At 69.4% G+C, this 19,784-nt stretch carries 23 protein-coding genes and 2 pseudogenes; 12 read left to right on the top strand and 13 right to left on the bottom strand.

Going from position 1 to position 19,784, the window contains the following annotated elements:
• The first annotated feature begins 10 nt into the window (after positions 1-10).
• Positions 11-739, top strand: coding sequence for a hypothetical protein (locus tag KIP79_RS43455; RefSeq protein ID WP_214110913.1), 729 nt, complete (start codon positions 11-13; stop codon positions 737-739).
• Here the strand turns inward: KIP79_RS43455 and KIP79_RS43450 are convergent.
• On the bottom strand, positions 712-1,245 hold the full coding sequence (locus KIP79_RS43450) for a cysteine dioxygenase (RefSeq protein WP_214110912.1): 534 nt from the start codon (positions 1,243-1,245) through the stop codon (positions 712-714). The two genes, KIP79_RS43455 and KIP79_RS43450, sit on opposite strands and share 28 nt — an antisense overlap.
• Complete coding sequence (locus tag KIP79_RS43445) at positions 1,242-2,132, bottom strand: amidohydrolase family protein (RefSeq protein WP_214110911.1); 891 nt, start codon at positions 2,130-2,132, stop codon at positions 1,242-1,244. Before KIP79_RS43445 ends, KIP79_RS43450 begins: the two co-directional genes overlap by 4 nt.
• 157 nt (positions 2,133-2,289) lie before the next feature.
• Between KIP79_RS43445 and KIP79_RS43440 the strand changes: the two genes are divergently transcribed.
• Positions 2,290-3,270 (top strand): LacI family DNA-binding transcriptional regulator, encoded by a 981-nt coding sequence (locus KIP79_RS43440; RefSeq protein ID WP_214110910.1) that lies wholly within the window; start codon positions 2,290-2,292, stop codon positions 3,268-3,270.
• Here the strand turns inward: KIP79_RS43440 and KIP79_RS43435 are convergent.
• Together KIP79_RS43435 and KIP79_RS43430 are read right to left on the bottom strand one after the other, a co-directional pair.
• Positions 3,227-4,540, bottom strand: coding sequence for an aromatic amino acid lyase (locus KIP79_RS43435; RefSeq protein ID WP_214110909.1), 1,314 nt, complete (start codon positions 4,538-4,540; stop codon positions 3,227-3,229). The genes KIP79_RS43440 and KIP79_RS43435 overlap by 44 nt on opposite strands.
• On the bottom strand, positions 4,530-4,904 hold the full coding sequence (locus KIP79_RS43430) for a phage holin family protein (RefSeq protein ID WP_214110922.1): 375 nt from the start codon (positions 4,902-4,904) through the stop codon (positions 4,530-4,532). The genes KIP79_RS43435 and KIP79_RS43430 overlap by 11 nt, the downstream gene beginning before the upstream one ends.
• A gap of 142 nt (positions 4,905-5,046) precedes the next feature.
• Between KIP79_RS43430 and KIP79_RS43425 the strand changes: the two genes are divergently transcribed.
• Positions 5,047-5,322, top strand: coding sequence for a hypothetical protein (locus KIP79_RS43425; protein WP_214110908.1), 276 nt, complete (start codon positions 5,047-5,049; stop codon positions 5,320-5,322).
• A gap of 65 nt (positions 5,323-5,387) precedes the next feature.
• On the opposite strand, the gene KIP79_RS43420 is transcribed toward KIP79_RS43425, so the two are convergent.
• Complete coding sequence (locus KIP79_RS43420; protein ID WP_214110907.1) at positions 5,388-6,212, bottom strand: FAD:protein FMN transferase; 825 nt, start codon at positions 6,210-6,212, stop codon at positions 5,388-5,390.
• A gap of 88 nt (positions 6,213-6,300) precedes the next feature.
• Here KIP79_RS43420 and KIP79_RS43415 point away from each other — a divergent pair, with 88 nt between their 5' ends.
• Positions 6,301-6,729, top strand: a complete 429-nt coding sequence (locus KIP79_RS43415) for an OsmC family protein (RefSeq protein WP_214110906.1) — start codon at positions 6,301-6,303, stop codon at positions 6,727-6,729.
• A 213-nt stretch (positions 6,730-6,942) separates the two neighbouring features.
• Here KIP79_RS43415 and KIP79_RS43410 read toward each other — a convergent pair whose 3' ends face one another.
• The 8 genes and pseudogenes from KIP79_RS43410 to KIP79_RS48010 all read right to left on the bottom strand — a co-directional run.
• Positions 6,943-7,830 (bottom strand): monooxygenase, encoded by an 888-nt coding sequence (locus tag KIP79_RS43410; RefSeq protein WP_250214819.1) that lies wholly within the window; start codon positions 7,828-7,830, stop codon positions 6,943-6,945.
• A 324-nt stretch (positions 7,831-8,154) separates the two neighbouring features.
• Positions 8,155-9,429, bottom strand: a complete 1,275-nt coding sequence (locus KIP79_RS43405) for a TRM11 family methyltransferase (RefSeq protein WP_214110904.1) — start codon at positions 9,427-9,429, stop codon at positions 8,155-8,157.
• A gap of 19 nt (positions 9,430-9,448) precedes the next feature.
• Positions 9,449-11,239 (bottom strand): ATP-binding protein, encoded by a 1,791-nt coding sequence (locus tag KIP79_RS43400; RefSeq protein ID WP_214110903.1) that lies wholly within the window; start codon positions 11,237-11,239, stop codon positions 9,449-9,451.
• Complete coding sequence (locus KIP79_RS43395; RefSeq protein ID WP_214110902.1) at positions 11,236-11,940, bottom strand: hypothetical protein; 705 nt, start codon at positions 11,938-11,940, stop codon at positions 11,236-11,238. The genes KIP79_RS43400 and KIP79_RS43395 overlap by 4 nt, the downstream gene beginning before the upstream one ends.
• A 52-nt stretch (positions 11,941-11,992) precedes the next feature.
• Positions 11,993-12,268, bottom strand: coding sequence for a hypothetical protein (locus KIP79_RS43390; protein WP_214110901.1), 276 nt, complete (start codon positions 12,266-12,268; stop codon positions 11,993-11,995).
• A gap of 143 nt (positions 12,269-12,411) precedes the next feature.
• Positions 12,412-12,813, bottom strand: a complete 402-nt coding sequence (locus KIP79_RS43385; protein WP_214110900.1) for a hypothetical protein — start codon at positions 12,811-12,813, stop codon at positions 12,412-12,414.
• A gap of 26 nt (positions 12,814-12,839) precedes the next feature.
• The gene (locus tag KIP79_RS48015; protein ID WP_308170214.1) at positions 12,840-13,283 is read right to left on the bottom strand and encodes a DUF6508 domain-containing protein; all 444 of its coding nucleotides are present in this window, start codon (positions 13,281-13,283) and stop codon (positions 12,840-12,842) included.
• Positions 13,278-13,781: pseudogene (locus KIP79_RS48010) on the bottom strand (O-acetyl-ADP-ribose deacetylase); the annotation flags it as partial. The pseudogene KIP79_RS48010 and the gene KIP79_RS48015, both read right to left, overlap by 6 nt.
• A 182-nt stretch (positions 13,782-13,963) precedes the next feature.
• On the opposite strand from KIP79_RS48010, the gene KIP79_RS43375 reads away from it, so the two are divergent.
• The 8 genes and pseudogenes from KIP79_RS43375 to KIP79_RS43340 all read left to right on the top strand — a co-directional run.
• A complete protein-coding gene (locus KIP79_RS43375) occupies positions 13,964-14,644 on the top strand; it encodes an isochorismatase family protein (protein ID WP_214110898.1) in 681 nt (226 codons plus the stop codon).
• A 3-nt stretch (positions 14,645-14,647) separates the two neighbouring features.
• Complete coding sequence (locus KIP79_RS43370) at positions 14,648-15,436, top strand: ATP-binding cassette domain-containing protein (protein ID WP_214110897.1); 789 nt, start codon at positions 14,648-14,650, stop codon at positions 15,434-15,436.
• Positions 15,433-16,458 (top strand): ABC transporter permease, encoded by a 1,026-nt coding sequence (locus KIP79_RS43365; RefSeq protein WP_214110896.1) that lies wholly within the window; start codon positions 15,433-15,435, stop codon positions 16,456-16,458. The genes KIP79_RS43370 and KIP79_RS43365 overlap by 4 nt, the downstream gene beginning before the upstream one ends.
• Before the next feature lie 29 nt (positions 16,459-16,487).
• Positions 16,488-17,510: a substrate-binding domain-containing protein gene (locus KIP79_RS43360; protein ID WP_214110895.1), complete on the top strand. Its 1,023-nt coding sequence runs from the start codon at positions 16,488-16,490 to the stop codon at positions 17,508-17,510.
• Positions 17,511-17,564: 54 nt separating this feature from the next.
• On the top strand, positions 17,565-18,302 hold the full coding sequence (locus KIP79_RS43355; protein WP_214110894.1) for an SDR family NAD(P)-dependent oxidoreductase: 738 nt from the start codon (positions 17,565-17,567) through the stop codon (positions 18,300-18,302).
• Between the two features lie 7 nt (positions 18,303-18,309).
• Positions 18,310-19,107: an FCD domain-containing protein gene (locus KIP79_RS43350; protein WP_214110893.1), complete on the top strand. Its 798-nt coding sequence runs from the start codon at positions 18,310-18,312 to the stop codon at positions 19,105-19,107.
• 14 nt (positions 19,108-19,121) lie between these two features.
• Positions 19,122-19,514, top strand: coding sequence for a RidA family protein (locus KIP79_RS43345; RefSeq protein ID WP_308170212.1), 393 nt, complete (start codon positions 19,122-19,124; stop codon positions 19,512-19,514).
• A pseudogene (locus KIP79_RS43340) lies at positions 19,511-19,784 on the top strand (amidohydrolase family protein); the annotation flags it as partial. The gene KIP79_RS43345 and the pseudogene KIP79_RS43340, both read left to right, overlap by 4 nt.

Below are 19,784 nucleotides of genomic sequence, written 5' to 3'. Positions count from 1 at the left end.
GAGAACCCCCGTGCTGTCCGAACTGACCGCCACCCTGGAGAAGTTCGCAGCCGCCCGCGACGGCATTCTCGGGGTCCTCCCCACCCTGGTCCTCGACACGACCCCCACCGGGTGGGTGCCCGCCGTCGAGCTGGCGCGGGAGCCGTACCCGGTACTGGCGGAGATGGTCCAGGAGATCGCGACCAGGTGGAACGCTCCCTTACATGTCGCGGGGGCGCTGTTCTGGAAGACCTACACGTACTGGCACACGCTTCCGATGGCGGTGGGCTGGGCGGTCAACCGGCGCGTGCCGGTGATGCGGCCGGCGGACACCTGGGTCCGCTCGTCGGAGGCGGGCCTGACGATCGCGGCCACCCGGGTCACGGTGGCGGTGCTCCCCGGCGATCCGGTGGCGGGGGAACCGGGAACACTGGTCAATGACGATCTGGGGGCGGTCATCCGGGCGGCGCTGCTGGACAGCCAGCTGCCGGTGATCGAGGCCCTCGGGCGGCTGACCCGCGTCGGCCGGCGGAACCTGTGGGGTTCCACCGCCGAGGCGCTCACCCACCCGCTGCTGGAGCTCGGCCCGTACGGGTGGGCGGCCGAACTGCTGGCAGCCGTCGGCCGCCCGGTGAACGGACTGATAGAGCAGGACGGCGCCGAATACCGGCGCCGGACCTGCTGCCTCTGGGTCACCCTCCCGGAGGAGGACCCCTGCGCCACCTGCTGCGTTCAGAGCGGGCGCAGCTCGTCGGCGTAACTGACCGACTGGCGGCGCATCATGCCGTCGCCGCTGATCGAGTACTGCCCCAGCCGCCAGAGCGGCGGCGAGTACGCGTGGATGGAGACGCTGCCGTGCTCGGCCCCGGTGAGCCGGTGGATGTGGTCGGGCCCGAAGTGGAACGACTCCCCGGCACTGACCGTGATCTCCAGATGCTCCCCGCCGATCCGCGGATTGCACTCCGACAGCGTGCCCCGCACCACCCGGACGGCCCCAGAGGAGATGTCGTGGTCGTGCCACCCGGTGTCGTCCTCCGGCCGCCAGCAGAGCAGCCAGACGTCCACGAACGCGTCCCGGTGGAGCGAGGCGTAGTGCCGCCCGCCGTCCGCCGAGCCCTCGAAGCCGAGGTGCTCCTCCCACAGATCCGGCCGCGCGGCCAGTTCGTTGACCAGCGCCGCCAGCTCGCGCCGGTCCAGCGCCCGGGGAGGCAGGCCCTGCAGCGGGGTGGGACACGACGGGGAAACCGGGATTGTGGGCGTGCTCATGAGGGCGACTCCTTTCGGGACAGTAGGCGGATCGGGTTGGCCACCTGGATGGCGTGGTCGGCGGCGGCGCCGAAGTCCAGCACCGCCGATTCCGCGTACGGCTGGTCGGAGCCGTTCACGATGATGTCGATGCCGAGCTCGCGGATGACCGCGTCGATGGCACGCGGGCCGTAGGAGGAGGTTTCGAGGTACATGCCGGTGTCCACCAGCCCCCGGCCTGTGCCGCCGCGGCTCAGCTGCCGTTCCGCGTGCAGCGGCGCCAGGCCGGCCAGCAGCGCGAAGCAGACGCGCAGCCCGGGGTGCCTGGGCCGCCCGAAGGTCTGGAAGGCGTACCAGGCGGCGTGCATCTGCTGGACGTACGGGACCACGGCCGGCCACCAGCCGGGGGTGTCCGGGGCGGAGGCCGGTCCCGGATGGACGAACAGCGGCAGGTCGTGGTCGGTGAGCACGTCCAGCAGCGGGGCCACGGTCGCCAGCCCGGCCGCGTCGGAGACGGCCGTGGCGGGAAGTTGCAGTCCGGCGAATCCCTGGTCGAGGGTGCGCGTGAGCCGTACCGGGTCGATGTCGGTCACCGGGGTGGCGGCCCAGGCGCGGAACGGCGGGGGGAGGGCGGCGGCGCCGGTGTGGAAGGCGTCGATCAGCGGCCAGGACTCGGTGGGCGGCAGGTGCTCGATGCCGAGCGGGCTGGACAGCGATACCACCGCGATCTCCAGCCCGGCGTTCCGCTCGGCCCGCCGTTTGACGTCGTGGTCGTCGGGGTTGACCTGGTATGGCGGCTCGCCGTCCAGGTGCAGGGTCCAGCCGTCCAGCAGAGGCGGCTCGGTCCGGGCGCGGAGGGCGTCGAGGAACTCGGACGGCCAGATGTGCTGGTGCACGTCCACGCCCACGGCGCACCTCCTTCCAGCGGAGTAACCCTTATTCCCTACTGATAATAGAGGTATTGGAGACCCGTTTGGAACGCGGTTGAGGTTAAACGCTTCACTGATACGCTTCAGTGAACCGTTTCACCCGATTTGTGTCAAGAAGGCGAAGTAAGCTGATCTGATGCCTCAGCGCAAACGGGCGACCATCCGCGAGGTGGCCAAGGCGACCGGACTGTCACCTGCGGCGGTCAGTTATGCCCTCAGAGGCATGCAGGTGTCCGAGGAGACCCAGCGCCGGGTCCAGCAGGCCGCCGCCGAGCTCGGCTACGAGGCCGACCCGATCGCCCGCGCCCTGGCCAGCGGCCGGACCGGCATGATCGGCGTGCTCTGCGGCTCGCTGGAGGACCTCTGGCAGCAGTCCCTCGCGGTCGGCATCGGCCGCACCCTCCGGGAGAAGGAGCACTACGCCCTGATCCTGGACGCCTCAGGCGACCCCGAACGGGAACGCACCCTCGCCCTCCAGTTGCGCGGCGTGGACGGGCTGATCGTGCAGCCCGTGGACCCGGCCGCGGCGTTCTGGGCGGAGCTGGCGGAGTCGCTGCCCGTGGTGGTGATCGGCGACGCGCTGAAGGACGCCAGGACCGCCGCCGAGGTGGTCTTCGACAACCTGGGCGGGGTCACCCTGGCGCTGGAGTACCTGCGTGCCAGGGGCCATCGCCGGGTGGCCGTGCTCACCCCGACCCGGGCCTCCACCCCCGACCGCCCGGCCGACCGCCACGTCACCGACGAGGCGGCCAGGCTCGGTCTGGAACTGGAGGTGGCCACCTGCCCGCAGGGCCTGGCCCCCGCCACCGAGGTGGCCCGCGGCCTGCTCACCACCACCGCGCCGCCCAGCGCCGTCTTCTGCTTCTCCGACTCCATCGCGTACGGCGTGCTCAAGGCGGCCGGGGAGCTCGGCCTGAAGGTGCCGGGGGACGTCTCGGTGATGGGGTACGACGACCACCCGATGTCCGAGTTGCTCGGCCTGACCAGCGTCAACTGGAACCTGGACGGCATCGTGCAGGCCGCGGTCCGGCTGGTGGTGGCCGCCGCCGACGGCACCATCCGGCGCCGCCGCATCATTCAGGAGCCGACCCTGCGCGAGCGCACGTCAGTCGGCTGACCGCCAGGTCGAGCTCCGCCGCCAGGTTGCCGTCCGCGGGCTGGACCGCCGCCGGCGCCCGCTCGGCGGCGACCAGCTCGCAGGCCAGCACGACTGTGTACGGCTCCCGCGCGGCCAGGCACGCCCGGGCCGCCTGGGTGGCGAAACCGGCATGATCCTCCACACCCCTGGACAGTACGGCTCCCGCCAGCGTGACCGGGGTGGCCAGCTGGCGGAGGGTGGCCAGGGCGTCGCAGGCCACGTACTCCAGGATGAGCGCGCCGGAACCGCCCTCGTCGGCGGCCAGGAAGGGGTGTTTGCCGGTGTGGGCGGGGTCCATCAGAGTGGCCAGGCGGGCGGTGGAGAGGGTGGCCGTCTGGACCAGGGCGGCGCGGAGGGCGTCCAGCTGGAGGGCGATCGGCCCGGTGTGGAAGTTCCCGTTGTGCCAGGCCCGGCCATCCTTGATCACCGGGTTCTCACCCGCCGCATTCATATGCGCATTTATCGTGCTTTGGGCGGATTTAAGGGTGTTTAGGGCGGCGTCGTGGACCTGGGGGAAGGTGCGGTAGCCGTACGGGTCCTGGATCCTGGCGGGGGTGATCGGGGGGAGTAGCGAGGTGAGGGTCGTGGCGGTGGGGCCCTCGGCGATCAGCGGTTCCAGGGAGGCGCTGACCGCCTGCCAGGACCGGGCGGCGACGGTGATCGTGCCGGTCAGCAGGTCGTGCAGGGCGGTGGTGGCCAGGGCGGCGTCGGCCAGGGTGAGGGCGTTGGAGCTGAGGAACGGGAGGGCGTCGGCGGAGGCCAGCGGGAAGCGCGGGCCGCTCCAGGGGAGTTCGCCGAGCAGGCAGAGGGCGGTGGTGGCCAGGGCGGTCAGGTCGCCGGTGCCGATCGCGCCATATTTCCGGATCGGGGGGTAGGCGCGGCTGTTGACCGCTTCGGCGAGCACCGGAAGCAGCGCCGGATCGACACCGGAACCCCCGGCGAGCAACTGGTTGAGCCGGATCGCGAGCATCGCGGTGGCCTGTTCGGGGGCGATCAGCGGCCCGGCGCCGCCCGCGTGGCTGCGCAGCAGGTCGAGCCCCCGGTCGTGGACCGGGACCTCCTTGTTGGCGCCGACCCCCGTGGTGCGGCCGTAGACCGGCCCGGTCAGCGACCGGGCCGACCGCCAGGCGGTCTCGGCCCGGTCGGTGGCGCCGAGGGAGACCCTGGCCTGGCCGTACCCGATCGCCGTGGCCTGGGCGCAGGTCAGGGTGGCGCCGTCGAGCGTGAATTCCGGTGGTTCAGTCGTCAAGGCCGAGGATCAGGTCGAGCAGCCAGCTGATGAGGCCGATGATGATCGCGCCCCAGAACGCGGCCCAGAAACCGATGACCTCGAATGGCAGGTCGATCTGGTTGGCGATCCAGCTGGTCAGCAGGAGCAGGCCGGCGTTGACGACCAGGGCGAACAGGCCGAGGGTGACCACGTAGAACGCGCACCCGACGACCTTGATGATGGGTTTGAGCAGGGTGTTGATGATCCCGAAGATCAGCGCGACCGCGAGCAGCGTGACGGCCGTCTCGGTTGTGGTGGAGCCGCTGACGACGATGCCGTCCACGACCTTGGTGGCGACCCAGAGCGCCGCGGCGACTACCAGGATCTTGACGATGACCTTAATCACACATGTGATCCTTCCACGCCCGCACCCGGTTTGCGCAGTGCCAACCTGGATAGCGGTACCGGCGCGCATCCTACCGGGCGTGAAACTACGCATAAGTACTGATAGTGGGGGAAATCACATCTTTGGGGGTGGGTGACTGATGGACGTCGACCAGCTGGAGCAGCTCTCCACAAAGGAACTGCACGACCGCGCCGTGCGGTACGCGGTACGCCACGGGGATATCGGGTTCCTCTGGGACCTGTTGAAGGTGATCCCGGCCGCGGAGGCCTCAGCGGGCAACCAGGATGAGACCGCCAACGACCTCAGCCGGGTGTCGGCGCTGCTCAGCGACGCGCTGGGGGCGGGGGAGGGCGAACTCGGCGAAGCGCTCAAACCCATCTATGTGACCTATCTGTCCGCCCACCCGGACGCGTGATCTCCCTTTCGACTCTTGGGGCGGGCACGCGGGTGGCTTCTGGGCGTGCCCGCCCGTCGAGTCGCCTACCCGGCCAGACTCTCCGGGGCGTACGCGAGGAAACCCGGCGTGGTGACGGCCTGGCCGTCCGTCGTGACGATCAGCACGTCGTACGGCGTGGCCTGGGTGTCCTTGGGGAGGGCGATGATGCGGGCGGTGTGCCGGGCGCGGGCCGGGCCCATCGCGTACAGGGCCTCGGCGTAGGCGCTCGCGTCGGCCAGGTCGGGGCCGACCACCGTGACGGAGGCGATACCGGTGGACAGTTGCCCGGGGGCCTGGCCGTCCGAGGTGGCCACCGCGAGATCATGGGCGAAGAGCACGGTCCGGATCGCGTCGCTGTGCAGGTCGCGCAGGCCGCGCAGGCGCTCCTTCGCGCTGCGCACCGGGTCCCGGACGCCGATCTTCCACGGCGTGCCCGGCCGCGCCGACCCGCGGACCCGGATGTCGCCGCCCGCGCTCACGCAGTGGTCCACCGCCCCGGCCGCGGCCAGCGCGCGGGAGACCCGCTCCACCGCCCAGCCCTTCACGTACCTCGCCGGCGACGGCTCCCGGCCGATCACCGCGCGCAGCTCGGACCGGCGCTGCAACACCTCCGCCACCTCAGGAGCGCACTCCGCGAGCGTGATCTCGTCCCGGGCGAGCCGGTTGATCTGACTGTCCTCGCGGCCGGCGTCGAAGGTGTCGTCCACCCACCGCAACCAGGAGAAGGCGTCGTCGAGCAGGGGCCGTAGCTCGCGCTGGGGCAGCGCCGTGCGGATATCGATGCCGACCGGGGTGCTCAGCACCATCTCGACGCGGTGCGCGCCCGGGAACCTGGTCATGCGGTGGACCTGGCGTTCGTCGTTTCTCATCCCACTCCTTCGCTCTGCATCCTGGGATACGCGGGGGGCGCGGACAGCGTTCAGAGGAATCCTCGCTAACGGGGCCTAAGGTGCGTGTATGACGCCTGTGCATGTGGAACGGACTCCGTCCGGAGAATTCGTCGCCTCGAACGAGCGGGGGGCATCCGTCAAGATCGGCAGTGTCACCCAGGACGGGGTGTTCAGCCCGGTCGAACTGCTGCTCATCGCGGTCGGGGCCTGCAACCTGGTCACCGTGGAGCCGCTGACCGCCCAGCGGGGGCACCGGCTGCCCCGGCTCGCCATGTCCGTCACCGCCGAGAAGGCGGCGCCCACGCTGCTCGAATCGGTGACCGTGACCTACGAGGTGGAGCTGCCCGAGAGCCTCAGCCCCGAGAAGTTCGCCGAGATCGCGGAACGCGTGCACCATCGGCACTGCACGGTCACCCGGTCCCTGGAACATGGCACGCCGGTCAAGCTCAACCTGCCAACCGCCGGAGATGCAGACCAACTATCCACCTGGACATGACGTCTTCCATAAAGTCGGTTCTGTAGCGTGGAAGCAGGTCAAGGGGGCTGGAAAGCCACCACACAGGCTATTTGTCACACGGACGCGGGAGGGGAACCGCGTCTATAAGCGGGGGAACCCGTCCAGGTGCCTTTGGGGGAGGGCGCCTCGGCGGTACCGCTTAGTGAAGCCGGGGCCGGGCAGTTGGGGGACTGCCCGGCCCCGGTTTTCTTTTTATGTGGCGGGCGGGGATGTGATGGCTACGCCCAGGCACATTTCATCGCTCGTGCCTTCGCCCCAGACGACGTAGCGGGCTGGGAGATTCTTCAGCTGGGGGAGTTGGGAGCGGAGGGTGGCGTCGTGGGTGCAGGTGACGCGGATGGTGTCGCCGCGTTCGACGGTGACCGGGGTTGGGAGGAGCCGGAGGGACTGGTCGTCGAAGTCGTAGTCGGGGACGTCCAGGAGGGTTTGGGCGGCTGAGGTCCCCGGGTTGAGTTCGACTTTGATCGAGCGGCCCAGAAGGTGCATGTGACCGGTCATCGCGTGGATCACTGCGGAACTGTGGACGGGGAAATCGCAGTGCTGGGTGGGGCCTGGAGTGGGAGGGCCGCACTGTTGAGTGAGGTACTCCACTTGTGACATGGAGGCCTCACCGAAACGGCGGCCGATGTCCTCCACTGCCTTCTGCCGGTCGCAGAGGGGGCCTGACTCCTTTTCGGTGCAGGGAAGTTCCACGTGGGACGCGAACAGGTCGGTGGCCAGGGGAGTCAGCGCCTGGTCGCTGACGCGGAGGCGAATCCCGGACCTGTCCGAGCCGGGCGTCTGCTGGGCGAGGGTGTTGTAGTGGACCTGCATGACCAGCTTGGTCCCCGCCGGAATCGGGTACCCGTATTTGGGGTCGAGCAGCGTTTCGTTCGTTCCGGGCGCCCAGTGGGCGACCCATTCGGCGTCACGGACTCCGGCGTCACCGAAACAGGTCCAGCCAGGTTCCGGTGACTGGGCATCCAGCGCCTCGGCGGTCCTCACCAGTGCGGCCGTCATCCGGAAGAAGATGGCGTGATGGACGATCCGCAGGTTCTCCGGCAGGAACTGCGCCCCGGTCAGAAACTGCTTGCCAGTCAACCCTGGATCGATCAGAAAACACCGATAATCATCGGTTCCGCCGTTGGGCCCTTTGGGCGTGTACGGCTCCGCCATTCCCACCGTGACAAAGCGCTCACCTGGCCGCAGCGCCTGAGCCGGCGCGGAACCCGTCGCGAAATGGTGTCCGTGCCCGGTCCCGCCGCTCACCTGGCCCCCGCAGGCCGCTGTCAGCCCCAGGAGCACGATCATCAGAAGAATTCCCCGACTTCTCCGCATCCTTCGATGATCCCCGAGCCACCCCGCCCTGCCCATCCCTCCGCCGAGGGCTGTTCCTCCTCCGGGAGGAGGAGTCCGGAAACCTGGTCATCGCTGCCCGAAGACGATGTACTCCCGTACTCCCGCACGCCCCGCGTCACTGGAGAAACGCCCGCTCCGCACATCGCGCCCGGGCGGCAGAATACGCCGCCCGGCCTGCACCCGGGGCAGCGCGTGAACGTCCGCGAAACCCGCCTCGCCCAGCAGTTCCGCGAATCCGGAAACGAGATCGAAGACCCGCCCGGCGCGCACCGAATTCGCCACCGAATAGGCGACCAGGCCGCCCGGCGCGACCACCCGGGCCGCCTCCGCGAGGTGTGTTCGCAGATCCTGCGTGTAGGCCCGGAGCGCCCGCCCGAGAAAGGTGCGTTCGGCGCGGAATTCGTGCTCGTACCAGCTCCGGAAGGCCTCCGGCAGGGCGACGCTGGCCGGCAGCGGATGGTGCCCGTACTTGGCGCCGATCTGGTCCCGGCGCGGCATCGGCCAGCCGAACGCGAGATAGGAGAGCCGCTGGATCTCGAAGTAGTCGTAGGTGATGAAGTACGGCGGCGAGGTCACGATCGCGTCCACGCCGCCGTCGGCCAGTGGCAGTTTCCTGGCGTTGCCGTGCACGATGGCCGCCTCGGAAGGCACCCCGGTCAGCGCGTTCCGCTCGGTTTCGCAGTCCCTGGCCAGTTGCCGCGCCCAGCGAACCAGGCTGTGCGCCAGCGGAATGGGGTCGCGGCGCGGGTCGGCGGTGGCTTTCACCGAGCCGGGCAACCAGCGTGAGGACGGGCGCAGCGACTGCGAGACGGCCACGGTGATGAAACGCCGTGTTCGCTCGTCCTCGATTTCGTCCAGGGCGGGTTTTATCGCGGTGAGATGGCGGGCGTTGGCCGTCCCCAGCCAGTCGGCGAGTTCCGGTTCGACGCGCGATTCCACGGCCGGCGGGATCGCCGCCAGACGTTCGCAGGCCGCCGCCGCCGTCCAGGGGTCGGCCGGGGGATCCAGCCGTAAACGGCCGACGGTGACACCGAGCGTGCTCAGTTCCAGCCCGATCGCGGCGAGGCCGAGTTGCCGCCCGGCCGCCACCACCGAACCCGTGCCACAGAACGGGTCGAGGACCCTGGCGACGGGACGGCGGGCCTCGGTCACCACCCGGACCAGCATGTCCGTCACCACTTCGGCGGCGAAACGGGCCGGATAACGGTGGAACCAGCCGAGCACCACGTGGTCGCGCGCGCGGTGCAGGCGTTCCAGCGCGAGCCGCGGAACCGTCGCGTGGCGCGGGGTGAACGCGGGTTGTTCCCCCGGTTCCCAGGCCCAGGTGAGCTCGGTGGCCAAGCCCTTTTCCTCCGTACGGTCAGGTGGTGTGCATGCGGCGGGAGCGCGCCGGGCGCATCTGCACGAAGACCGGGTTCCGGAAAATCGATCCGGTCAGCAGGCACTGACCCTGGCCGAGCGCGGGAACGGTCGACCAGAGCGCCTCGTGCACGCCCCCCGTGGTCGCCCGAACCGGGGCGAGGTTTCCCGCCGATTTCAGCTGGTGAATGAAACGGGTGTTGGCCAGCTCGAACAGTTCTTCTGGCACGTGGCCGGGTTGTTGCGAGACCAGCGCCAGGCCCATCCAGCGTTTCCGGCCGCGCCGGCTGATGACCTGCAACTGGTCCAGCACCGCGCGCATCCGGCCGGCATTGGCCCGCGACACGAACGTGTGCACCTCTTCGATGACCAGCAGCACGGGCGGACGCGGACGGCCGGGGGCGAGTTCCTCGCCGCGCGGCACCGCGATGACCCGCTCGAAGAGCGCCTGCAGCAGGAACGCGATGGCGATGTTCCGCGCCGTGTCACTGGTCTCGCTCACGTCGAAGACGCTCAGCCGCTGGGGGACGAGCAACTCGTCGACATTCAGGTATGGGATGCTCCGCGTCGGATTCCAGTCGAGCATCTCGGAATGGCCGAGGTTGAACAGCTTGCTCTTCAGCGTCGACGCTGTGATCTTCTCGGTCGTCTGGACCTTGCCCAGCAGCGGGAAAACGCCGTTGTCGCCCTCCGTCACGCCGTCGATCAGATCGCTCAGCGTGTACGGCCGTTCCCGGGCGGGGCCGGTCGGGCCGCCCAGCGTGCCCCAACGGCTTGATCTCTGGGGTCTGGCCCGGTCCGCCCGATCGGTGATCGTGTTCCACATGCGGATCTGGGCCTCGGTGAGGTCCATGATGTTCGCGATGATGTCCACGGGCACGTCGGCGATCGGCACCTTGAAGGCCACCGGATCGCTCGCGTCCGACATTCCCGCGCTCGGCACGTACACCCGGAAGTCCGGCACTCTCCGCGGCTGCCGGTCGGGAAACTGTCTTTCCAGCAGCTCCTTCAGATGGGGCTCGTCGTTGGGCTCGTTCATGCGGACGTATTCGCCCTCGACGTCGATGACCACCACCGCCCAGTTCGCCCGCAGCGCCTCCTCCATCAGCACCTGCGTGGTGTTGGACTTTCCCGAGCCGACCGTGCCGAAGATGCCGACGTTCCGGGGGAGGAAACCTTTGCTGGTCGAATCCGCCTCCACCATGACGCCGTCGTAGCCGAGCAGGGTGCCCAGCCGCATGTCCCCCTCCAGGCCGAGCATTCTGCGGAGCCGGTCCCGCGGGTAGATGAACGCCTGCGAGTACGGCCGCGGCCGGGTGGACGTGGGGAGGACCGTTTCCGACTCGGTCACCTCGCCGAGAATCTCGATGGTGCCCGAGGCGTAGTAGGAGGGCCGGAACTGCGTGCGGTCGGGGTGCAGGAGGGTGGTCCGGCTGATGGCCGAATCGGGGCCGATCTCGTGCGGGCTGTGGAAAGGCCCCTCCACCACCCGGCCGAGAAAGGTGATGCCCTGCTCCGGGTCGTGGATGCCGACGTACGCGTCCCGCCGGAAATGGCGCCGGAGTTCCTCCGAGACCAGCACTCCCGCGCTGGTGTTGTCGGTGCCCTGGCCGTCGAAGGCCACGAAACCAAGGGTGACCAGCGATTGTGCGAGATTCCCCGACGCGGCGTCCAACTGCTCGGCCGGAATTTCCGCCTGAGGCTCCTCGGGCGGCGGATCCTCATCGGGCTCTTCGATGGCTTCCTCCTCTTCCTGTTCTTCTTGCTCTTCCTGATCCGCTCCGGCGCTCATCCGCGCGTCCTTCGCGGGTCCAGGTCCGCGATGCCCTGCTCCACGCCGAGTTCCATCAGCCGGGTCTCCACGAAACGGCGGAACTCCCCGCTCTGGAACATCGTGCGGGCCACGCTGTCGGCCAGATCGATGTGGAACGGGAAACCACGGGCGGCAGAGGTCGCGCCGTCGTCGGGTAATCCCCTGGTCCAGAGCGCGTCGGCGAGGAACAGCGCCGCCGCCTCCTCCACCCGGTCCCGGTGGCATTCCAGAATGAACGGCCGGTGCCCGGCTTTCAGCAGGAGAATGCTGACCTCCGGGCCCACTTCCCTGATGAATTCCCGGAACGTGTGCTGGTCGTTCCGGTTGAAACCGGCGCGGCCGGTTCCCGCGTCCTGGTCGCCGTCCAGGAACGCGGTGAGATCATCATGAAGGGTGCGGAGCTCGATGAACTCACCGGGCTCCAGGACGATACCGGCGTTCAGCACATCCAGATCCTCCGGGCTCTCACTGACCGCGATGAACTTCTGGTCGGCCACGTATCTGCGTACCAGTTCGAAGACCGGCGGCAGATTCTCCCGTGGCTGTCCTACTCCGGTACGCAGCTCGTACGGAATCAGTTCACCGTGAATCATGCGCCAGTCAGCTTCCTGCGCCAGCAGCAGCTGCCGTTCGCCGAACAACATCAGCGCGTGACTGGCGAGATTCGAACTCCCGTGCACTTTGCGCAGATTCTCGAAGAATTCTCGCGCGGTTTCACCGGTGGCGGCGAGTTCATGCTCGAAGACCCACCACGACCCCGATCTGGATCTTGGTGCCGCTCAGCAGCGGCACGGCCGCCACGGTTCCGTCCGCCGCCGCCACAATCCCCGATCGCAGCAGATCCTTGGCCCACGCCAGCGTCCGCGCCCCCGGCCGCCGAATCTGCTCCCTGATCCGCGGATTCTCGGTGAGAATCTCCGCCCGTAACCGCTCCCGCCGCGCGTGCGAGGCCACTACCGCCGAATCGACCCGATCCCGCAGCCGGTCGATATGCTCTTCGAGTTCCATCCAAGGCGCGACAGCCAGAATATCGGCAAGACTACGCACATCAGGCCGCCCACCCGGATCCGCCAACAATCCTCCCCGCCGATCTTGGCATTCGGCTCCACGGTAACCGACCCGTCAGAAAAAGATCCACCCTCAGCCAATGTTTATGGCCACTCGTCGCTGGTCGGATCGAAGTAGTGGAGATTGTGGTGGTCGGCCAGGCTGGTTACCAGGTGGCAGATTTCGGAGGCCCGGGTGAAAACGATGTGCATCAGGACGGTGTGTTTGCCGGCGAGGAGGGGGACCGCCCAGGGTGAGGATGTGTAGTTGTCTTCGGTCAGGTCGGGGTATTGGGTGGTCAGCTCGGTGTGGAAGGCGGCCACCGAAGGGTCTGCGGGGGACTGCCGCCAGCTGGGGAGAACGTCCAGGCTCGCGGTGAAGCCCAAGGCGACCTCGGGTGACAAATCGGCGGCGAAGGACTCCGGAGTCAGGGGCAGGTGGCGAGGCCATACGGCGAGTGCGACGCTGATGGTGGCTCCCGGGGGTGCGACAAAGGGGCCCAGCATATCGTTCCGCCGGCGAAATGAATGGGTCAGCGACCCGGGTGCTCATCGGCGAACCAGCGCCGCAGACGGTCGAGAATCGCCTGCATGGCGCCGTTTTCCAGGGCGTACTCCAAAGCGCCGTCGGTGAACCGCTCGCCGCGTACGTAGGCGGTGGCCAGCCGGGCGGCATCGGCCACCGGCGCCTCCGCCAGCCCCCGGCCCTCGGGGAAGTACGGACTGGCCTTGCTCCAGGCGCCCCAGTCGAACGGCACGACCACATCGAGTTCCCCGAGCAGCCTGACGACCTCCAGGAACCGCTGACTGTAGATCGGGTACGGCATCTGGGTCACCCCGGGACGGGTCTCCTGCCCTCCGCCCCAGGGGACCTCCCGGTCGGCGGGCGTGAGCTGGTCGACCAGCGTGAACAGGTGACGCCACCGTTCGGCGGGATGCGCGGCCAGCCCGGCGACGATGTTCTCGTCCCCGCTCACCACCCGGTCGAAGACCGCGTACGCCTCCGGACTGAACAGCACGATCCGCACGTCGGCGACCCCGCTCGCGGTGGCGCGCAGCGCGCGGACGGCGATCTCGGCGGCACTCTCCATCGGCCACCGGTAGATCCCCGTGGAGATGGCGGGAAAGACGACGCTCTCCGCCCCCAGGTCACCGGCCACCCGCAGGCTCTCCCGGTAACAGGAGGCCAGCAGCTCAGAGCGATCCTCGGTGGCCGAGTACACCGGCCCCACCGTGTGGATGACCCACCGCGCCGGCAACTCGCCCGCCGTTGTGGCCACCGCCTGCCCGGTCGGCAGCCCCTTGCCATAGCGCGACGCCCGCAGCTTGCGGCATTCCTCCAGAATCGCCGGACCACCCCGCCGGTGGATGGCCCCGTCCACCCCGCCCCCGCCCATGAGCGAGGAGTTGGCCGCGTTGACGATCGCGTCGGCGTGCTGCCGGGTGATGTCGCCCTTGACCAGACGGATCCGCATGCCCCAAGTCTCGGCCGAACCGCCACCTCCTCACAACTCGAGTGTGTCGAATGTGACACATGTGCAACCGTCCAACGACGAAAGTGCAGGCCAATCCATCTGATGTGTCGATATTGACACACATATGCCGGAACTGGCAGGGTCTGGACCCACGGGCGAAAGCCGCTCGCGAGGAGGTTCGAGTGACCACTGTCAACACCGCGTACGCGCACAGCCTGGACAACGAGGAACTGCGGGCCTTCTACCGGGCCGCCGGGTTCGCGGGACGCGTCGGATGGGGTGAGCGGCCGGCGATTCTCGTCATCGACATGGCGGGAGCCTGGGCCGATCCCGCTGAGCAGATCGGCTCGGACCTGTCGGCGGTGTCCGACAGCATCGTCCGCATCCTGGCGGAGGGGCGCCGGGCAGGTCTGCCGATCATCTTCACCACGATGGCGTGGGACCCGAGCCTGGCCGAGATCGGCGAGGTGGTCCGCCGCAAGACACCGCACAGCGAGTTGATGCTGCACGGGACCGAGCGGGTCGGCCTCCGGCCGGAGATGGGCCGCCGCCCGCACGAGCCGCTGGTGGTGAAGCCGCGCGCCTCGGCCTTCTTCGGCACCTACGTGGACGCCATGCTGATCTCCGCCAAGGCCGACACGGTGATCGTGGTGGGGTGCAGCACGAGCGGGTGCATCAGGGCCACCGCCGAGAGCGCGTTCAACCGGGGCTTCCACGTGATCGTCCCGCGCGAGGCGGTCGGCGACCGTAGCCCCTCCGCGCACGCCGCGAACCTCTTCGACATCGACGCCCGCTACGGCGACGTGCTGTCCGAGGCGGACGTGCTGGCGCACCTGCGGTCGCTGCCCGCCGCGGAGGAATGACCGATGACCGATCGGCGGCCTCCGGTGCTGCGGGCCAGCGGGCTCGCCAAGTCCTTCGGCCACGTCGAGGCGCTGCGCCAGGGGGAGCTCACCGTTCACGCCGGGGAGGTGGTCGCGCTCGTCGGGGACAACGGCGCGGGCAAGAGCACCCTGATCTCCTGCGTCTCCGGCGCCCTGCTGCCCGACGCCGGCGAGGTCAGCGTGGAGGGCAGGCCGATGCCGCTCGGATCCATCAGGGCCGCGATGGAGTACGGCATCGCCACGGTGTACCAGGGCCTGGCGATGGCCCCCGACCTGTCGGTGGCCGAGAACCTGTTCCTCTCCTGCGAACTGCGCCGCCCCGGGCTGCTGGGACGGCTCGGCCTGCTGGACAAGAAGGCGATGCGCGAGCGTGCCTGGCAGCTCATGGACGGCCTCGGCATCACCACACTCCAGGACGTGACCCTGCCCGTCGGCGACCTGTCCGGTGGACAGCGCCAGGTGGTCGCGGTCGCCCGTGCCGTTTCCCGCGCCGGGCGCCTGGTGATCATGGACGAGCCGACGGCGGCGCTCGGCACCCGGCAGTCGCAGATGGTGATCGAGACCATCAAGGCGACCCGCGATCGCGGTCTCGGCGTGGTGCTCATCTCGCACGACCTGCCCAGAGTCCTGCAGGTCGCGGACCGGATCGTGATCATGCGGCTGGGCCGGGTGGTGGCCGACCTCGCGGCGTCCGGACTGAAGATCAACCAGATTGTCGCGCTGATGCTGGGCGAGCAGGACAACGACCGTGAGGAGAGCCTGCCGGCATGACCACGCTGCAGCCAACGATTCCGGCCAGATCAGTCCGATCACGCCTCGGCGGGCTGACGAGGTCCACTCCCGCCTACATCACGGTCGCGCTGGTGGCGCTCGTCGTGGTCTTCTCGCTCATCTCACCCGAGTGGCGCTTCCTGGACGCGACGAACCTGCAGGCGATCGGGCGCAACAGCGCGGGGCTCGTCCTGCTCGCCGTCGGTCTGACCTTCGTGCTCGGCGCCGGTCACATCGACCTCAGCGTCGGCGCCACCCTGGTGCTGTCGTCCGTGGTCGCGGGCACCGTGGCCGTGCGACTCGCCGGCGAGCCGTCGGCGGCGGGAACGTTCCCGAACGCGGGCCTGGCCCTGGTGATCGCGGCACTGGCGGCCGTCGTGGTGGGCGGCGTCGCGGGCCTGATCAACGGGGTCCTGGTGACCAGGTTGAAGGTCAACTCGTTCGTCGTCACGCTTGGCACGATGGGCGTGGCCACCGGCGCCGCGCAGGTCCTCACCAACGGCGCGAACGTCGCCGGGATCCCGCCCGCGGTCCAGACGTCCTTCGGTCTCAACACCGTCGCGGGGATCCCCCTGCCCTTGGTGCTGGCGGTGGTGATCAGCCTGCTGGCCGGCGTCGTACTGACCCAGACCAGCGCGGGCCGGCACGCCCTCGCGATCGGTTCCTCCGCCGACGGAGCCAGGCGCGCCGGAGTGAACGTCCAGCGCAGCACCATCGTGGTGTTCGTCATCTCGGGGCTGATGGCGGGGCTGGCCGGCTTCCTGGACATCTCCCGGTTCGGCACGACGGCCATCTCCGGGCACTCCACGACCATGCTGCAGGCGCTGTCCGCCGTGATCATCGGCGGCACGAGCCTGTTCGGCGGCCGGGCGTCGGTGCCGGGCTCGGTCATCGCGACCTTCATCCCGACCGTGCTCCTGGCCGGGTTCGTCATGGTCGGCGTCTCGTCCTTCTACCAGAACATCGCCATCGGCGTCGTTCTGATCATCGCTGTCTGGCTTGACCAGCTACGCGGCAAGTAACACCCCCCGCTGGGATTCGGAGAAACACCATGAAAGTACGCACCAGAGCTCTGGCTGCCACGCTGGCGACGGTCACCCTGACCGCTATCACGGCCTGCGGCTCCTCGGACAACCCCACCTCCTCAAGCAGTCCCGCCGAGCAGAAGTCGGGAGCTCTGGAGATCTCCCTCCTCACCACGTACAACGGCCTGCCCTTCTACACCGCCATGCAGTGCGGCGCCCAGGACGCCGCCAAGGAACTCGGCGACGTCACGGTGACCACGGACGGCCCGTCGCGGGGCATGAACGCCGCCGACCAGACCCCCGTGCTCGAAGGGGTGGTCAACCGGCGCCCCGATGGCATGATCTTCGTCCCCGCCGACCCCGCCGCCATGGTCGCCCCCGTCAAGCTGGCCATCGACGCCGGGATCCAGGTCGTCACCACCGACGCGACGCTCAACGAGCAGGTGGCCAAGGCGCAGTTCCGCGGGGACAACAACGCCGGCGGCGCGCTGGCCGCGGCGGAGATGGTCAAGCGCGCCCAGGGGCAGCGGGGCAAGGTGCTGGTCCTGGACAACCGCCCCGGTCTGCCGGTGACCAACCAGCGCGCCGAGGGGTTCATCAAGGCGCTCCAGGAGTCCGGCGCCGACCTGCAACTCCTGGACACCCAGTACTACGAGGACGACCCGACCAAGGCGGCGACCATCGTGCAGAGTTCGCTGGGCGCCAACCCGGACATCGTGGGGATCTTCGCAACCTCCGAGTCCGGCGCGATGGGCGCCGTCTCCGGGCTCCAGGGCGCCAAGGTCGACAACGACAAGATGACCGTGATCGCGTACGACGCGGGCCCGACGCTGGTCACCGCGCTGCGGGCCGGAACGCTGGACGCGCTGGTGGCGCAGGGCTCCTACACCCAGGGGTACGACGCGCTGACCCGGCTCGTCCAGGAGATCCGCGGCCAGGTGCCGCAGGGGGCCGCCTTCGACAACGTGGTGCCGAACGCGATCGTCACCTCCGACAACGTCGATTCGCCGGAAACCAAGAAGCTGCTCTACCCGACAACCTGTTCGTGAGCGTGACACAGTCACTGACGAACATCATCAACCGAGGACAACAAGGGGATCGAGATGAGCGCCGACCTTGAGGGAAAGGTGGTGCTGGTGACGGGAGCGGCCTCCGGGCTGGGGGCCGCGACCGTCCGTGACGTGCTGGCCCGCGGCGGGCGCGTGGTCGCCATGGACCTGGCGCCGGACGTCATGGCGCTGGCCGGGGAACGGGTGCTGCCCGTGGTCGGCGACGCCGCCGACGAGCGGCAGGTCCTGGCCGCCGTGCGGCTGGGGGAGGACGGGTTCGCACGGGTGAACGGGGCCGTCGCGGCCGCGGGGATCACCCGTGCCGGGACCGTCGACTCGATGGACCTGGACACCTGGAACGAGGTGCTGCGGGTGAACCTGACCTCGGTCTTCCTGCTCGCGAAGGCGTGCTTCCCCGCGTTCCGCCGGGCGGGTGGCGGCGCGCTGGTCGCCGTCGCCTCGCAGGTGGGGCTGGTGGGCTATCCCGAGAACGTCGCCTACTGCGCGGCCAAGGCAGGGGTGATCAACCTGGTGCGCGCGATGGCGGTGGACGAACGTGGCGGCGGCGTCCGAGCGGTCGCGGTCTGCCCCGGACCCGTCGACACCCCGATGCTGCGCGAAGGATTCGCCCAGACCGGGGAGAGTTACGAACTGGCGGCGTCGCGGGTGCCGCTCGGCCGGGTCGCCAAGCCCGAGGAGATCAGCGGCACGATCTGCTTCCTCCTGTCGGAGGAGGCCGCTTTCGTCACCGGCACGGCATGGACGGTAGACGGTGGCTACACGGCGCACTGACCCTCAGGTGAGCGACCCCATCGCTTCCGTACACGCCTCGCTGGAGCCCCGGGCACTGGAACTGCTGCGGGCGATCGCGAACTCGCCGGAACCGCTCGGCGCCCGGGAGCTGGGCCGCCGCATCAAGGCGGGTAACCGGCCGCTCAGCGAGTCCACCGTGAACCGGCTGCTCCGGCGGCTGGACGAGCAGGGGCTGACCCGCTCCATGGACGGCAGGGGCAGGGTCGTGTCGGAGGCCGGACGGGCGCTGGCCCAGCGCGCGGCGGCCGAGCACACCTGGCACCAGCAGCTCGGCGCCATGGAGATCAGGACCCTCCAGGACGTCCGCGACCTGCTGATCGCCCGGCGCGGCGTGGAACGCGAGATCGCCAGGGAGGCGGCGACCTCGGTCTCGGAGGAGGACCTCGGACGGCTCCAGCTCGTCATCGAGGAGTACGAGCGGTCCGTGCACGCCGACGAGCGGCGCCGGGACGTCTCCATCAACTTCCACAAGGCGCTCGCCTCGACGGTCGAGAACTCGATGCTCCGCGCCGTGGCCATGGTGGTCTTCGATCACCGGTTCGACATGCTGGAACACGTCCTCGACATGGTCACCGCAGGTCGCGGCACCACCATGCACTCCGTCCACGAGCATGAGGAGATCATGCGGGCCATCCGGGCCGGCGACCCGGAAGCGGCCGAGGCGGCCATGGTCCGCCACATCAACCGCCTGATCGACGACGCCAGCGCCGTGGTCGCCCCCTCCACGCGTCTGGCGATCGAACTGTTGCTGAACAACCACGGCCCCGTCATCGGCGGCGCGTGACTCTGGAGAAATCTGTGACCCCCATCATTCCGATCATCACCGACGCGGCGGCGGCCCCGACCGCCTCCTACTCCCAAGGCATCGTGGCCGGGCAGATCGTGGCGACGGCCGGACAGGTCGGCCGCGACCCCCGCACCGGTGAGCTGGCGACCACGCTGGCCGGTCAGGTCGAATCGGCGATCGCCAACCTCAAGGCCGTGCTCGCGGCCGCGGGCCTCGACCTGTCGGATGTGGTGAAGACGACCTGCTTCCTCACCAGGATCGAGGACTTCGCGGAGTTCGACGCCGTCTACCGGCGCCACTTCGCCGATCCGCTCCCCGCCCGCAGCACGGTGGGCGTAGCGCTGGCGGGTGATCTGCTGTTCGAGATCGAGGCCTGGGCCGTCAAGCCCGGGGCAGCGGCATGAGGCCGGGATTCGACCTGCTCATCCGGGGCGGCGAGGTCGTCAACGGGGACGGCAGGGCGGCGCTGGACGTCGGCGTGACCGGCGAACGCGTCACCGCGCTGCTCGCCCCCGCAGCACCGGCCACCGCCGAACGGGAGATCGATGCCACCGGGCTGCTCGTCATGCCCGGCGGCATCGACACCCACACCCACGTCGCCTGGCCCTTCGACGGGACCGTCACGGTGGACGACTGGTACAGCGCGACCAGGGCCGCGGCGCTCGGCGGAACAA

It is taken from the genome of Acrocarpospora catenulata, assembly GCF_018476525.1.
In the GTDB taxonomy this organism is placed as follows: domain Bacteria; phylum Actinomycetota; class Actinomycetes; order Streptosporangiales; family Streptosporangiaceae; genus Acrocarpospora; species Acrocarpospora catenulata.
This window is presented reverse-complemented; position numbering and strand designations above follow the sequence as displayed.

Excerpts from the sequence above, each read along its gene's own strand:
- KIP79_RS43360 (WP_214110895.1), top strand. The coding sequence starts at position 16,488 with ATGAAAGTACGCACCAGAGCTCTGGCTGCCACGCTGGCGACGGTCACC.
- KIP79_RS43400 (WP_214110903.1), bottom strand. The coding sequence starts at position 11,239 with ATGAGCGCCGGAGCGGATCAGGAAGAGCAAGAAGAACAGGAAGAGGAG.
- KIP79_RS43450 (WP_214110912.1), bottom strand. The coding sequence starts at position 1,245 with ATGAGCACGCCCACAATCCCGGTTTCCCCGTCGTGTCCCACCCCGCTG.
- KIP79_RS43425 (WP_214110908.1), top strand. The coding sequence starts at position 5,047 with ATGGACGTCGACCAGCTGGAGCAGCTCTCCACAAAGGAACTGCACGAC.
- KIP79_RS43365 (WP_214110896.1), top strand. The coding sequence starts at position 15,433 with ATGACCACGCTGCAGCCAACGATTCCGGCCAGATCAGTCCGATCACGC.
- KIP79_RS43355 (WP_214110894.1), top strand. The coding sequence starts at position 17,565 with ATGAGCGCCGACCTTGAGGGAAAGGTGGTGCTGGTGACGGGAGCGGCC.
- KIP79_RS43385 (WP_214110900.1), bottom strand. The coding sequence starts at position 12,813 with ATGCTGGGCCCCTTTGTCGCACCCCCGGGAGCCACCATCAGCGTCGCA.
- KIP79_RS43420 (WP_214110907.1), bottom strand. The coding sequence starts at position 6,212 with ATGAGAAACGACGAACGCCAGGTCCACCGCATGACCAGGTTCCCGGGC.
- KIP79_RS43440 (WP_214110910.1), top strand. The coding sequence starts at position 2,290 with ATGCCTCAGCGCAAACGGGCGACCATCCGCGAGGTGGCCAAGGCGACC.
- KIP79_RS43370 (WP_214110897.1), top strand. The coding sequence starts at position 14,648 with ATGACCGATCGGCGGCCTCCGGTGCTGCGGGCCAGCGGGCTCGCCAAG.
- KIP79_RS43415 (WP_214110906.1), top strand. The coding sequence starts at position 6,301 with ATGACGCCTGTGCATGTGGAACGGACTCCGTCCGGAGAATTCGTCGCC.
- KIP79_RS43390 (WP_214110901.1), bottom strand. The coding sequence starts at position 12,268 with ATGGAACTCGAAGAGCATATCGACCGGCTGCGGGATCGGGTCGATTCG.